This window comes from Halomonas sp. KM072 (genome assembly GCF_050710315.1).
Lineage (GTDB): Bacteria > Pseudomonadota > Gammaproteobacteria > Pseudomonadales > Halomonadaceae > Vreelandella > Vreelandella hamiltonii.
In genome coordinates this window covers 479,067-492,017 of sequence record NZ_CP136132.1, presented here as the reverse complement: position 1 = coordinate 492,017, position 12,951 = coordinate 479,067, and the positions used below count along the sequence as shown (strand labels likewise).

9 protein-coding genes are annotated in these 12,951 nt (G+C 62.2%); 5 read left to right on the top strand and 4 right to left on the bottom strand.

What is annotated here, in order from left to right:
- Positions 1-108 precede the first annotated feature (108 nt).
- The 3 genes from RVM26_RS02310 (at position 109) to RVM26_RS02300 (ending at position 6,819) form a co-directional block, all read left to right on the top strand.
- Positions 109-3,462: a transglutaminase family protein gene (locus RVM26_RS02310; protein WP_498940544.1), complete on the top strand. Its 3,354-nt coding sequence runs from the start codon at positions 109-111 to the stop codon at positions 3,460-3,462.
- Positions 3,463-3,535: 73 nt separating this feature from the next.
- Complete coding sequence (locus tag RVM26_RS02305) at positions 3,536-5,944, top strand: circularly permuted type 2 ATP-grasp protein (protein ID WP_498940542.1); 2,409 nt, start codon at positions 3,536-3,538, stop codon at positions 5,942-5,944.
- Positions 5,941-6,819 carry a transglutaminase family protein gene (locus RVM26_RS02300; RefSeq protein ID WP_498940540.1) on the top strand — a complete coding sequence of 293 codons (879 nt, stop codon included), beginning with the start codon at positions 5,941-5,943 and terminating at the stop codon, positions 6,817-6,819. Before RVM26_RS02305 ends, RVM26_RS02300 begins: the two co-directional genes overlap by 4 nt.
- A gap of 75 nt (positions 6,820-6,894) precedes the next feature.
- On the opposite strand, the gene RVM26_RS02295 is transcribed toward RVM26_RS02300, so the two are convergent.
- The 4 genes from RVM26_RS02295 to RVM26_RS02280 all read right to left on the bottom strand — a co-directional run bounded on the left by RVM26_RS02295 (position 6,895) and on the right by RVM26_RS02280 (position 11,162).
- On the bottom strand, positions 6,895-8,160 hold the full coding sequence (locus tag RVM26_RS02295) for a TRAP transporter large permease (protein WP_144979982.1): 1,266 nt from the start codon (positions 8,158-8,160) through the stop codon (positions 6,895-6,897).
- On the bottom strand, positions 8,157-8,699 hold the full coding sequence (locus RVM26_RS02290) for a TRAP transporter small permease (RefSeq protein WP_016916444.1): 543 nt from the start codon (positions 8,697-8,699) through the stop codon (positions 8,157-8,159). The genes RVM26_RS02295 and RVM26_RS02290 overlap by 4 nt, the downstream gene beginning before the upstream one ends.
- Positions 8,700-8,719: 20 nt before the next feature.
- The gene (locus tag RVM26_RS02285) at positions 8,720-9,706 is read right to left on the bottom strand and encodes a TRAP transporter substrate-binding protein (protein ID WP_287804407.1); all 987 of its coding nucleotides are present in this window, start codon (positions 9,704-9,706) and stop codon (positions 8,720-8,722) included.
- Between the two features lie 298 nt (positions 9,707-10,004).
- Positions 10,005-11,162, bottom strand: coding sequence for an RNA-guided endonuclease InsQ/TnpB family protein (locus RVM26_RS02280; RefSeq protein ID WP_498940537.1), 1,158 nt, complete (start codon positions 11,160-11,162; stop codon positions 10,005-10,007).
- Positions 11,163-11,429: 267 nt separating this feature from the next.
- Here RVM26_RS02280 and RVM26_RS02275 point away from each other — a divergent pair, with 267 nt between their 5' ends.
- Both RVM26_RS02275 and RVM26_RS02270 read left to right on the top strand, forming a co-directional pair.
- Positions 11,430-11,900 (top strand): hypothetical protein, encoded by a 471-nt coding sequence (locus RVM26_RS02275; protein WP_498940536.1) that lies wholly within the window; start codon positions 11,430-11,432, stop codon positions 11,898-11,900.
- A complete protein-coding gene (locus RVM26_RS02270; protein ID WP_498940534.1) occupies positions 11,897-12,934 on the top strand; it encodes an IS630 family transposase in 1,038 nt (345 codons plus the stop codon). Before RVM26_RS02275 ends, RVM26_RS02270 begins: the two co-directional genes overlap by 4 nt.
- The last annotated feature ends 17 nt before the right edge of the window (positions 12,935-12,951 follow it).

The window sequence follows — 12,951 nt, the reverse complement described above, 5'->3', positions numbered from 1 at the left end:
TGCAGCTGCAAAAAAGTTCAACTCCAACGATACTCTTGGGTAAATGTCTTGTTGCGTCGCAGCTCATCAGTAGCTGCGAGAATTTACGCTTTTATTTGAGGGTGGCTCATGACCATTCGCGTTGCCTTGCATCACCGCACGACCTATCGATTTGACCGCCCCGTCAAACTGTCACCCCATGTCGTCCGCCTGCGCCCGGCCCCCCACTGCCGCACGCATATCGATGCCTACTCGCTGAATATTTCAGGGGATGACCACTTTCTGAATTGGCAGCAAGACCCCTTTGGCAACTTTAATGCGCGTATCGTGTTTCCAGAGCCACGCAAGGAGCTCACCATTGCCGTCGAGCTGGTGGCGCCGATGACGGTCATCAACCCGTTCGATTTTTTTCTGGACGATGCCGCCCAGACCATTCCCTTTAGCTATTCCGACGAGCTTCGCAAAGAGCTGGGCCCCTACCTGGAGGTTACCGAAGCGGGGCCACGTCTGAAGGAGTGGCTAAAGGAAGTTTCTCGGGAGCCCACCACCAGCGTCGATTTTCTGGTGGCGCTCAACCAGCGTCTGCAACAGGACATCAGCTATCTGGTACGTATGGAGCCCGGCGTACAAAGCTGTGAAGAAACACTCACCCTGGGCAGTGGATCCTGTCGTGACAGCGCCTGGCTGTTGGTACAGATCCTGCGCCATCTGGGGCTGGCCGCCCGCTTCGTGTCCGGCTACCTGATTCAATTGACCCCGGATGTCAAAGCGCTGGATGGCCCCAGCGGTACCGAGGTGGACTTTACCGACCTGCATGCCTGGACCGAAGTCTTCCTGCCGGGCGCAGGCTGGGTGGGCCTGGACCCCACCTCCGGCCTGTTCGCTGGTGAAGGGCATATTCCGCTGGCCGCCACCCCCACCACCGGCAGCGCTGCGGCCATTACCGGTTTTTCCGACAAGTGCGAAGTGGAGTTCGATGTCGAGATGCGCGTGGAGCGCATCCATGAAGACCCGCGCGTCACCCGCCCCTACAGCGACCAGCAGTGGCAGGCCATTCTGGCACTGGGCGACCAGGTGGATGAGGTCCTCCAGCAGCAGGATGTTCGCCTGACCATGGGGGGCGAGCCGACCTTCGTTTCCATCGACGACATGGAGAGCCCCCAGTGGAACACCGAAGCGCTGGGCGAGCACAAGCGTGAGCGTGCCGAGGCGCTGCTGACCCGACTGCAGGAAGCCTACGCGGCCGGTAGCGTCATTCAGCAGCAACAGGGCAAGTGGTACCCCGGCGAGCCGCTGCCCCGCTGGGCGCTGGCCTGTTACTGGCGCAAGGATGGTGTGCCCCTGTGGCGCGACCCCAAGTGGCTGGCCAGCACCGAAGGCTCGCCCCTCGCCAAGGTGGACGACGCCATGGTAGAGCGCTTCATTCATGCCTTGGGCGAGCGTCTGGGCGTGGCGCAGCGCCACTGGATTCCCGCCTACGAAGATGCCTACTACTACCTCTGGAAAGAGCAGACCCTGCCGGTCAGCGTCGACCCGCGTAACGCCGACCTGAAAGACGATGCCGAACGCCGTCGCCTGGCACGCCTGCTGGAGCAGGACCTGGGCGCTGTGGTGGGCTATGCGCTCCCGCTGCGCCACTCGATTGCCCAGTCTCATCGCTGGGAGAGCGGCCGCTGGCCGCTCAAGCGCGACCATCTCTTCCTGGTGCCGGGCGACTCACCCATGGGCCTGCGTCTGCCGCTGTCGGCACTGCCCTGGGCCGACCCGGAAGACCAGCCGCAGCCCCAGTCGCTGTTTGCACCGCGACCTGCGCTGGGCGACATTCACGGGGAAGTGGCGCGCCGCAATGCCGAACAGCATCGCTTCACCAGCGCCGAGCGCCATGGCCAGAGCCTGCATCCCAGCCATAGCCACCCGGAAGGCGAAGCCGTTCAGCAGCAGCCAAGCGCCGCCGACGACCGCGAACACAAGGTGATCCATACCAGCCTGTGCGTCGAGCCTCGCGAGGGCCGCCTGCATATCTTCCTGCCGCCGCTGACTCACCTGGAGCACTACCTCGACCTGTTGAGCAGCATCGAGGAAACCGCCCAGGCGCTGGCTTGCCCGGTCATGATCGAAGGCTACGCGCCGCCCCGTGACCCGCGTTTGTCCAGCTTCCAGATCACCCCGGACCCCGGTGTCATCGAGGTCAACATCATGCCGGCCGACAGCTGGCCAGCGCTGGTCGCCCAGACCGAACGGCTCTACGACGAAGCCCGCCAGGCGCGGCTGGGCACCGAAAAATTCATGGTCGATGGCCGCCATACCGGCACCGGCGGCGGCAACCATGTCACGCTGGGCGGCATGACACCGGAGGATTCACCTTTTCTGCGTCGGCCGGACCTGCTGGCCAGCCTGGTGACCTACTGGCAGCACCACCCGAGCCTGTCGTATCTGTTTTCCGGGCTGTTCATTGGCCCGACCAGCCAGGCCCCGCGAGTGGATGAAGCCCGCCACGAGGCGCTCTACGAGCTGGAAATCGCCCTGCAACAGATGCCCGAAGGCGAGGTCGTTCAGCCCTGGCTGGTGGACCGACTGCTGCGTCACCTGCTCACCGACCTGACCGGCAACACCCACCGCGCCGAGTTCTGTATCGACAAGCTCTACTCACCGGACAGCGACAGCGGCCGTTTAGGGCTACTGGAGCTGCGCGGCTTTGAAATGCCCCCCCACGCCCGCATGGGTCTGATGCAGACGCTGCTCATCCGCGCTCTGGTGGCGCGCTGCTGGAAGACGCCCTACCGTGCGCGCCCGGTACGCTGGGGCAGTGCCCTGCAGGACCGCTGGATGCTGCCGCACTACCTGTGGGAAGACCTGAACGATGTGCTGCACGACCTGCGCCACCATGGGTTCGATTTCGAGCTGGAGTGGTTTGCGCCGTTCCGGGAGTTCCGCTTCCCGGTGCATGGCCGCTTGCATACTCCCATGCTCTCCATCGAGCTGCGCCAGGCCATCGAGCCCTGGCACGTGCTGGGTGAAGAAGCCACGGCAGGCGGTACCGCCCGCTATGTGGACTCCTCGGTGGAACGCCTGGAAGTGAAGGTCAACGGCATGAGCGGCGACCGCTACGTGGTGACCTGCAATGGCCGCCAGGTGCCGCTCACTCCCACCGGGCGCAACGGCGAAGCCGTCGCAGGTGTGCGCTACCGCGCCTGGCAACCGCCATCGGCCCTGCACCCCCAGATCCCCGTGCATGCCCCGCTGGTATTCGATGTGATCGACACCTGGAACCAGCGTTCGGTGGCGGGCTGCACCTACCATGTCGTGCATCCCACGGGGCGCAGCTTCGAGACGTTCCCGGTCAATGCCTTCGAAGCCGAAGCCAGACGCCTGGGCCGCTTCAGCGACAGCGGCCACGGTCATGGCTACCAGGCGCCCATGCCAGAAACACCCAGCCAGGAACTGCCGTGTACCCTTGACCTACGCTGGAGCCCGCGCCGATGAGGAGTGTAATGCTTTCCTATCGGTGCTAGCTGCAGGATAATCCGTCCCTTACTCGCTCAGGACTCTCAGGATCATGACCGCCCCTGTCTCTCCCTCACTGCTTGAGCTCGGCGCTGCCGGGCTCATCGAGGACTACTTGAATCAGCTAGGCAAGGGACAGCCCGGCACGTTTGATGCGATGCTCGACCATCATGGCCAACTGCGCCCAGGCTGGCAGAGCCTGCTCAGCGCTCTGGAAAGTCTGGGCGCCGAGGGTCGCTATCAGCAGCATGAAGAGCTTCAGCGGCTGCTGGCCGAGAACGGTGTCATCTTCAATATGCACGATGACACCCAAGGGCGCGCCTGGCGGCTGGACCCGCTTCCCTGGGTCATCGACCAGGCGCAGTGGCAAGCGCTGGAAATCGGCCTGACCCAACGCACGCGGCTGTTCAATGCGCTGTATGACGACCTGTACGGGCCTCGCACGCTATTCGATGCGGGCCTGCTGCCCACCCAGGCGCTGCTGGCCTCGCCCCACTTCCTGCTGCCCTGCCATGGCTCTCAGCCCAGCGACCGCCCTGCGATCAGCTTTCACGGCATCGATGTCATCCAGGATTCAGAGGGGCAGTGGCGCGTCATAGGCGACCGCTTGCAGGCTCCTTCCGGCACCGGCTTCACGCTGGAAAACCGCATCCTCATGGCCCGCGCGCTGCCTGAAATGTACCGCAACGCGCCGCTGAAGCGTCTGGCGGGTTTCCTGGACAAATACCACCGCACGCTGACCGCACTGGCCTACCAGCACCGCGACAACCCGACCGTGGTGCTGTTGACCCCAGGGCCGGGCAGCCCGCGCTATTTCGAGCATGCCTACCTGGCCAACTACCTGAACATCGACCTGGCAGAAGGCCAGGACATGGTCGTGCGCGACAGCCAGCTCTGGTTACGTACCCTGGGCGGCCTGCAACCGGTGGACGTGGTGCTGCGCCACTGCGACGATGCCTACTGCGACCCGTTGGAACTGCGCGGTGATTCGCACCTGGGCGTACCAGGGCTTTTGCAAGCCGCCCGCGCCAGCGGCGTGGCGATGTCGAATGCGCTGGGCGTAGGCGCTCTGGAGCTGCCGGAACTGGCCGACTACCTGCCAGCACTGTGCCAGCACCTGCTGGGGGAGGCGCTGTTGTTGCCCAGCGCCGATGCCCGGACACAGTCCGCCACGGCCCCCATGTTCGACCCGCACATGCAGCGGCTGTCGCCCACCACCCTGAACCTGCGCTGTTTCGTTTCCAGAGCCCCGGGCAGCGTGGCGACCCAAAGCCAACAGCCCAGCGACTATCACGTCATGCCGGGTGGGCTTGCCTGGGTGGGCACCCCCGGCTCGCCGTCGCTCAGCAGTCCCATCGTCAAGGACGTCTGGGTGACCGCCAATACGCCCCAGCCCCACGTCAGCCAACTGCGTCAGGCACGCGGCCCCGTGGTGGCTACCCGTGATGGCACCGACCTGCCCAGCCGAGTGGCGGAAAGCCTGTTCTGGCTGGGTCGCTACGGCGAGCGGCTGGATGCCCGTGCCCGCTTGCTGCGTGAAGCCTTGATGCGCCTGATGGAGTACGACCAGGACGAAATTGCCGACCAGTTACTGGACGAACTGCTGCTGGCGCTGGAAATCACCACCTTGAACGCCGACGGCGAAGGCGCCAAACCCCCGCTGGTGGGTTTTGCCCAAAAACGCACGGCGCTGCTGGCCCAGTTCGACGAGCGAGACCCCCAGGCCCTCAAGCCCCTGTTTGCTCATTTGCTGCGCAACGCTCGGAGCGTACGCGACCACCTGGGCGACGACTCCTGGCGGGTGGTGCATCAGCTACGCCAGCGGGTGGATACGTTCAGCCCCAGCCTGGGCGCCAGCGCCGCGCGGCGCGCCTGTGAAGGGTTATCGGCGCAAATTGCCGCTTTCTTTGGGCTATGCAACGAAACCATGCCCCATCACTACGGCTGGCGGTTCATGGACATCGGGCGCTTTCTGGACCGCGTGCTGGGGCTGCTATCGCTGCTCAAGCTGACCCTGAACGCGCCCCATTCGCCGGGGCTGGCACTCTGGGAGGTCGTGCTGGCCACCACGGACAACTTCACCGCCTATCGTCGCCGTTACCGGAGCGAGCTGCACCCCGAGGCCATTCTCGACCTGCTGCTGTTCGACGAGACCAACCCTCGCTCGGTGGGCTACATGCTCAAGCGTCTGGAACGGCAGATGGACCGCCTACCCGGCAGCTCGTCACCCTACCGCAACGCCGAGCGGCGGCTGCTGATCCAGGCCAATGCCGCCCTGCACCTGGCCGACATCGACCGTCTGAGCCATCTGGCCGACACGCCCGATGCCCAGGCCGCGTTGGAACAGCTGCTGGATGAGCTGATTGCGCCGCTCAGTGCCCTTTCGGACGCCATCAGCCACAGTCATTTCAGCCATGTAGAGCGACCGCGCCAACTTGTCAGCATGGAGCCCGACGAATGAATTACACCCTGCGGCACACCACGCGCTACCACTACAGCGCGCCCGTGACCCTGTGCCACAGCGAGGCGCGCGTGCTGCCTCGCAAGACGCAGCACCAGCAGTGCGGGGCCTCCGAGCTGGCCATCAGCCCTATGCCTCACGTACAGGCAGAGCGGCGGGACGTGTTTGGCAATCGGGTACTTTACTTCGCCATGGAAGAGGTGCACCAGACGCTGGACGTGACGGTCGTCACGCCTTTGAACACTCAGCCTCTGGGGCCGCTGCCTGCCAGTTCGCCCAGTTGGGAAAGCGTGGCAGCGCAACTGCGCCAGGACAGCCGCTTCGACATGCAGCTGTATCGGCTGGATTCGCCATTCATTCGCCGCAACGATGAGCTGGCCGACTTTGCCCGCAGCTGTTTCACGCCCGGCCGCCCGCTGGTGGAAGCCGCCATGGCCCTCAACCAGACCATCTACGATACCTTCGAATACGACCCCAGCTTCACCACCCTGGCCACCCCCTTGAGTGACGTACTGGCCAACCGACGGGGCGTCTGCCAGGACTTTGCCCACCTGGCCATTGGCGCGCTGCGCTCGGTGGGCCTGCCTGCCCGCTATGTCAGCGGCTATCTGGAAACCCAGCCTCCCCCCGGCCAGCCCCGCCTGATTGGCGCCGATGCCTCCCACGCCTGGCTGGCCGTGTGGATACCCGACTGGGGCTGGCTAGCCCTGGACCCCACCAACGGCACCCTGGCCGGTGAACAGCATCCGGTGCTGGCCTGGGGTCGCGACTACGCCGATGTGGCCCCGCTCAAAGGCGTCATGAACGGCGGCGGGGAGCACCAACTCGAAGTGGAAGTGGATGTCATGCCGCTCACCGACCATAGCGCGGCCTGACCGGCCTGCGCTGGGCCCTGGCATCCGTTCACCAGGGCACATCGTCAAGGCCTGCTGACAAGGGGATAGAACCGCTCAGCGCTGAATCAGTCCGTTGGTCAGCCACGGCAGCCAGGCCAGCAGCACCAGTGTGAACAGCGTGGCCAGCAGGAAAGGCAGCAAGGCGCGGAAAATTTTCAGCGGCGGCGCGCCGGTCATGGAGGAGGCGATGAACAGCCCCGCTCCCACTGGCGGGGTCAGTAGCCCCATCACCAGCGTCAGGCACACCACCACGCCAAACTGGTAAGGGCTGATCGCAAACTGACTCTGCGCAATGGGCATCAGAATGGGCACCACCAGGATCAGTGCAGCAATGCCATCGAGGATCATGCCCACCAGCAGCAGCGCCGCAATCACCAGCAGCAGGAAAACGAAAGGATCACTGGTCAGCGCGGCAATCCACGCGGCGGCCATCTGCGGCAAGCGCTCATACACCACCACCCAGCCAAATACCCCGGCGGCGGCAATCAGCATGATCACCAGCCCTGCATTCATGGCCGTACGTGCCAACACCTGCGGGAGCTGCCCCAGACGCAGGTCGCCATACACCCAGCGCCCCATCAGCAGGGCCGCCAGCGATGCCAGGGCAGCCGACTCCGTGGGCGTCGCAATGCCCAGCAGAATGCCGCCAATGATGATCACCGGAATCAGCAGCGCGGGCAGCCCCCAGAGCGCGTCGTGAAGCGCCTGCTGGCGGCTGGGCCACTCCCCCTTGGGGTACTGCTGGACCAGCCCCACCAGCGCAATGACCACGAAAAAGCTGGCCCCTAACAGCAGCCCGGGCAGCAGTCCGGCAATGAACATTTCGGCAATCGGCACCTGCGCCATGACGCCAAACAGCACGAACAGCATCGAGGGCGGAATGATCGGCGATAGTAAACCACCGGCGGCGGTAATCGCGGCGCTGTAGGGCTTGTCGTACCCTTCCTGCTCCATGGCGGGCACCATGGCCCGCGACATGATAGCGATTTGCGACGCCGCAGAACCAATGATCGCCGCCATCATCATGTTGGCCACCAGGTTGATATACGCCAGCCCGCCGCGAAACCCGCCCACCAGCAGCCGCGCCAGGGCGATCAGCCGTTTGGTCAGGCCGCCTTCGTTCATCAGCTCGCCCGCCAGCATGAACAGCGGAATGGCCAGCAGCCCATAGCTCTCGATGGCGCTGAACAGCTGCTGAGGGTACGAATCGAACAGCACCGCATTGCCGGATGCCTGGATATACCACATGGCCGTGAGCGCCAGCACCAGCGCAATCGGCACCGCTCCCAGCAGCAGAATCAGAAATACCACAACGGTCATGTGCGTTCCCTCAGCCCCTGAACGGATTGCAGCAGGTTGGCCACGCCGTGCAGGCTGAGCGACAGCGCAAACCAGGGCACGATCAGCCACGCCCAGAATTTCTTGATGCCCAGCGTGGAGGTGTTTTCGGCGTAGATGAAATTGAAGGTCTGGCCCTGGAAGGCGCGCACATCGAACCCGGCCTGGGCCAACGCCCAGGGTTGATACCAGCGCCAGCAGAGCCACGCCAACAGCAGCGCAAACAGCAGCACCATGGCGTCCACCGCCAAGGTAATGGCACGCTGCCCCGTGGCGGGCAACAGATCACTGAGCAGCGTCACGGCAATGCCCTGGCGGCGCTTCAAGACCGCCCCGGCAATCAAAAACGTCATCCAGATCATGGCGTAGATAGCCAGTTCACTGACCCAGTAAAGCGGATTGCCCAGCGCCCGAAAGGCAATGTTGGCGAGGATGAGACACGTGACCGCCGCTGCCAGGGCAGCGGCGGTCATCTCTTCGTAACGGGCAAGCCTGAGGGAGAGGCGTTGCAGCATGATCATCGAAAGCCTCTGGTTCAGCGCTACTCGTCGCGCAAGCGGTCAGCTTCCGCCCGCAGGGTTTCCAGCATCGGAGCCTTGGGCGCCCAGATGCCCTCCCACTGAGCGATGGCATCGGCAAAGAACTCGGCATCCGCTTCCACGATGTTGATATCCAGGGCGCGAATTTCCTCTTCCTGGGCGGCGTCCATGGCTTCGAAGCCGCTCAGCACATTGTCGAGATGCTCGGCCATGGCGGTTTCGAACAGCTCGCGATCCTGTTCCGACAGCTCACGCCACACACGCCCCGATACCACGCCGACCATGGGGAACATCATATGGTTGGAGATCAGCAGGTTTTGCGCCTGCTCATGAAATTTCAGGATCAGGATGGAATCGAAATCCATGTCGATGGCATCGACCTGACCGTTGGCCAGGGCATCGTAGACTTCCAGCAGCGGCATGGGCGCAGGCGCTGCGCCAGTGGCCGTGTAGAAATCACGGATTGGCTCGAAGGGCGTGATGCGCAGGCGCTGGCCGCGAAAATCAGCGGCGCTCTCGATGGGGCTGCGGCTGAGCACCTGACGCATACCGACCATGCCATACCCCAGCCCTACCAGGCCCACGCCTTCCGGCATCAGCTCGAGCAGCTCGGCGGCCGCCTCGGAGCGCAGCAGGCGCGCGGCATGGTTGACGTCATCCACCAGGTAGGGCGCATACAGCGCACCAAAATCCGGTATCCGGTTGGAGATTTCGGCGATGGTCAAAAATGCCATGTCCAGGGCACCGGTCTGCAGCTGCTGCACCATTTGCGCTTCATTGCCTAGCTGCTGGGCAGGAAAAACGCTTACGCTGTGCTCGCCGTTCGAGCGTTCGTGCACGGTTTGCGCAAAGGCTTCGGCTTCCGTCGACCAGAGGTGCTGGGCGGGCGTGATCAGCCCCAAGCGAAAGTCCCGCGCCTGGGCGCTCAGGGAAGTGACGGCCAAAGCAGCCGCCGCACAGGCCAGTGTCAGCGTTTTGAATCGTTTCATGCAAAGCCTCTCGGGATCCCAGCGGCAAGACCAGCGTCTTGCGTTATTTTCGTTAGCGCCTTGAGAATACCCCAGCTACTTCGTTGATAACACCCGTGCTTTTGGTATCCCGCTTGACGCTCCGGCGCAAAAGACAGGATGATAGGCGTTCTTTTGACCTCCTCCCCTCCCTCAGCTTGCGCTGCCGTCTGACGACGGAAAGGAAGGGGGATTCCCTGGTTGTTGCCTTCCAGGTTCCTGCTTCGCAGCCCGTCGCCTTTGGTGATAGCACCTCAGGTCTTATACACGCTCCACAGGCTTAACCTCCCGTGAGTCCCACGGTAGTTTTCTCATGCTGGCGAAGCTTGTCAGCCCCGGCCAGAATGGCTTTGCCCGATTGCAGTATGTTGCGGGCAGCGTTTACGTCGCGGTCAATGCCTTGGGTGCCACAGCCAGGGCAGTCCCAGGTGCGGACGTTCAGTGGCATCTTCTCGGTGATATGACCACAGTGAAAACAACGCTTCGAGCTGGGATACCACTTGTCGATCTGGACGAAATCACGCCCGTACCGTTCGGCCTTGTACGTCAGTTGTTGGGTGAGCTGATGCCAGCCCACGTCGCTGATGGCCCTGGCCAGTGAGCGGTTTTTGACCATGTTCTTGATTTGCAAACTCTCGGCAGCAATGACTTGGTTCTCGTGAATAAGCTGCGTGGAAAGTTTGTGGGTGGCGTCACGGCGCTGGTCGGCCAGCCTGGCATGCACCCTGGCGACCCGATGCCGCGCTTTGGCGCGGTTCTGCGACCCTTTCTGTTTACGCGACAGGTTCCGTTGCGCCCGTGCCAGCTTACGCTCAGTGCGCCGCAAAAAACGCGGGTTGGGGATTTTGTCGCCGTCACTGGTGATGACGCGGTGCGTCAGCCCCAGATCGATGCCGACCATTTTGGGGGTGACCGGCAGTGGTGTGGCCACTTCCTCCACCAAAAAACTGACATGATAACGGCCTGCGGTGTCACAGCTCACCGTGATACTGCTTGGCGTGCCGGAAAAAGACCGGCTCCAGCGGATAGCCAGCGGGTCTTTTTGCTTGGCCAGCCACAGTTTGCCGTCGCGCCAGCGAAAGCCGTTGGCCATGTAAGTGGCCGATTGCTTGCGCTGCTTCTTCTTGAAGGTGGGATACCGCGCCTGGTTTTTGAAGAAGTTGCTGAAGGCCCGATCCAGATGCCGGAGCGACTGTTGCAAGCAGACGTTGGACACCTCAGCCAAAAACGCTGTGCCCGGCTCTTTCTTGAGGCTGGTGAGCGCTTTGGCGGTGGCGCTGTAGCCCATGCGCTCCTGACGCTCGAACCAGGCATCGGTGCGCTGGCGCAGGAAATGGTTGTAGACGTACCGCACACAACCAAACGTCCGGGCAAGCTGATCGACTTGCTCAGGCGTAGGATAAAAACGATAACGGTAGGCGCGGTGTACGGTCGTCATGACTTGAATCTAGCGCGGTAAATATAGCCTGTCAACCAGGAGGCGCTGCGCGCCTCGCGCTATCCTTCCCCGGCCTGGAAGGCCGAGGTTTGACGCGCAATTTGATCAAGAGGCGCTTCAGGACGCATAGGATGACCTTTGGGGGTAGGGAGAAGCTTAACGAGGTGGGGCGGTACAGGCCTCGGCCAGAACACATAGCCACATTACTTTTATCCTGAATTATCTGCTAGAGTGTAATTTATATGATTTTAGATAATTGGTGATAAAGTGCAGCTCCCTTTTGTGTACCACCGGCAAAAACTCGCCTCCTCTCTGGTCGATGGCATGGCTGGCGTTGGCATTATCGACTTCAGCAGCGGCATGTTCCTAACAGCCCCAAGACGCACTGGAAAAAGCACCTTCCTCAAGGAGGACCTAATTCCAGCGTGCCTCTCTGCCGGATGGGAGCCTGTCTATGTCGATCTATGGTCAAACCGTGATGCCGATCCGTCCACATTAATCGAAAGCGCCATTGTATCGAAGCTCAGTGACCATGAGAGCCAGGTAACGAAACTGCTCAAGTCTACAGGCGTCTCGCAGGTCACCGTTCTACGCTCGGTCACTTGGGATCTATCTACAGGCAAACTGCCTGCTGGCGCGACGCTCAGTGATGCGCTTCAGCTGCTTTCTGCTGCCACCGGCAGGCTTGTCGTGTTATTAACCCGGCATCCAAATAGCTATGCTATAATGCCGGCATGAACAGAGAAGATGCTCGCACACTCCATCCCGCCGCTCAGGAAGAAAAGCGAAAACTTGCGGTTCGCCTTTCCAAGCGTGGGATGAAGAACAAAGAGATCGCCAAGGAGGTTGGCGTTCACCCCCTCACCGTCGGCCGGTGGCTTACGAAATACCGTGAAGGCGGTCTAAAGGCCTTGCTCGCCCAGGTTCGTGGGCGAAGAGAGGGCTCTGGCCGCCAGCTCACCCCTGATGAAGAAAGTCGACTCCAGGCCATGTTGGTCGACAAGACACCTGACCAGTTGAAGCTTCAGTATGCCCTGTGGACACGCAAGGCCGTACAGGAGTTGATCAAGCTGGAAACCGGGAAGTGGGTGCCAATTCGCACCATTGGCGAATATCTGAAACGCTGGGGGTTCACTGTTCAGAAGCCCAAGAAGCAGGCCTATGAGCAGCGTCCAGCCGAAGTAAAGCGCTGGCTGGAGGAGGACTACCCAACCATTCATGCCCGAGCCAAGGCCGAAGATGCCGAGATTTACTGGGGCGATGAGACCGGGTTGCGTAGCGATAGCCAGCATGTGCGTGGCTACTCACCTCAAGGCGTCACCCCCGTCCTCCGGCTCAATGCGAGAAGAGCGACGATCAATCTCATTTCCGCCGTCACTAACCAGGGCAAGGTACGGTTCCGGTTTTTCGACGGCACCATGAATGCGCAAATTCTGATCGACTTCATGAAGCGCTTGATTCGTGATGCCAAGCGGAAGGTCTTCCTGATCCTGGACAACCTCAAGGTCCATCACGCCAAGATCGTCAAGGCCTGGCTGGCGGAGCATCGGGATGAGATTGAAGTGTTCTACCTTCCACCCTACTCGCCGGAATTGAACCCCGATGAGTATCTGAACTGCGACCTCAAAGCCGGCGTGCATAGCGGTACTCCGGCGCGCAGCAGAGACCAGCTGAAGAGGAAGGCGATGTCTCACCTTCGGAAGCTTCAGAAGCTCCCGAGGCGAGTCGCGAAATACTTCAAAGCCCCGTCAATTCGATACGCCGCATCATAGCTATTTTATTGCCGGGT

Bases quoted from the DNA above. Each gene is read 5' to 3' on its own strand.
- RVM26_RS02310 (WP_498940544.1), top strand. From the start codon at position 109: ATGACCATTCGCGTTGCCTTGCATCACCGCACGACCTATCGATTTGAC.
- RVM26_RS02305 (WP_498940542.1), top strand. From the start codon at position 3,536: ATGACCGCCCCTGTCTCTCCCTCACTGCTTGAGCTCGGCGCTGCCGGG.
- RVM26_RS02300 (WP_498940540.1), top strand. From the start codon at position 5,941: ATGAATTACACCCTGCGGCACACCACGCGCTACCACTACAGCGCGCCC.
- RVM26_RS02295 (WP_144979982.1), bottom strand. From the start codon at position 8,160: ATGACCGTTGTGGTATTTCTGATTCTGCTGCTGGGAGCGGTGCCGATT.
- RVM26_RS02290 (WP_016916444.1), bottom strand. From the start codon at position 8,699: ATGATCATGCTGCAACGCCTCTCCCTCAGGCTTGCCCGTTACGAAGAG.
- RVM26_RS02285 (WP_287804407.1), bottom strand. From the start codon at position 9,706: ATGAAACGATTCAAAACGCTGACACTGGCCTGTGCGGCGGCTGCTTTG.
- RVM26_RS02280 (WP_498940537.1), bottom strand. From the start codon at position 11,162: ATGACGACCGTACACCGCGCCTACCGTTATCGTTTTTATCCTACGCCT.
- RVM26_RS02270 (WP_498940534.1), top strand. From the start codon at position 11,897: ATGAACAGAGAAGATGCTCGCACACTCCATCCCGCCGCTCAGGAAGAA.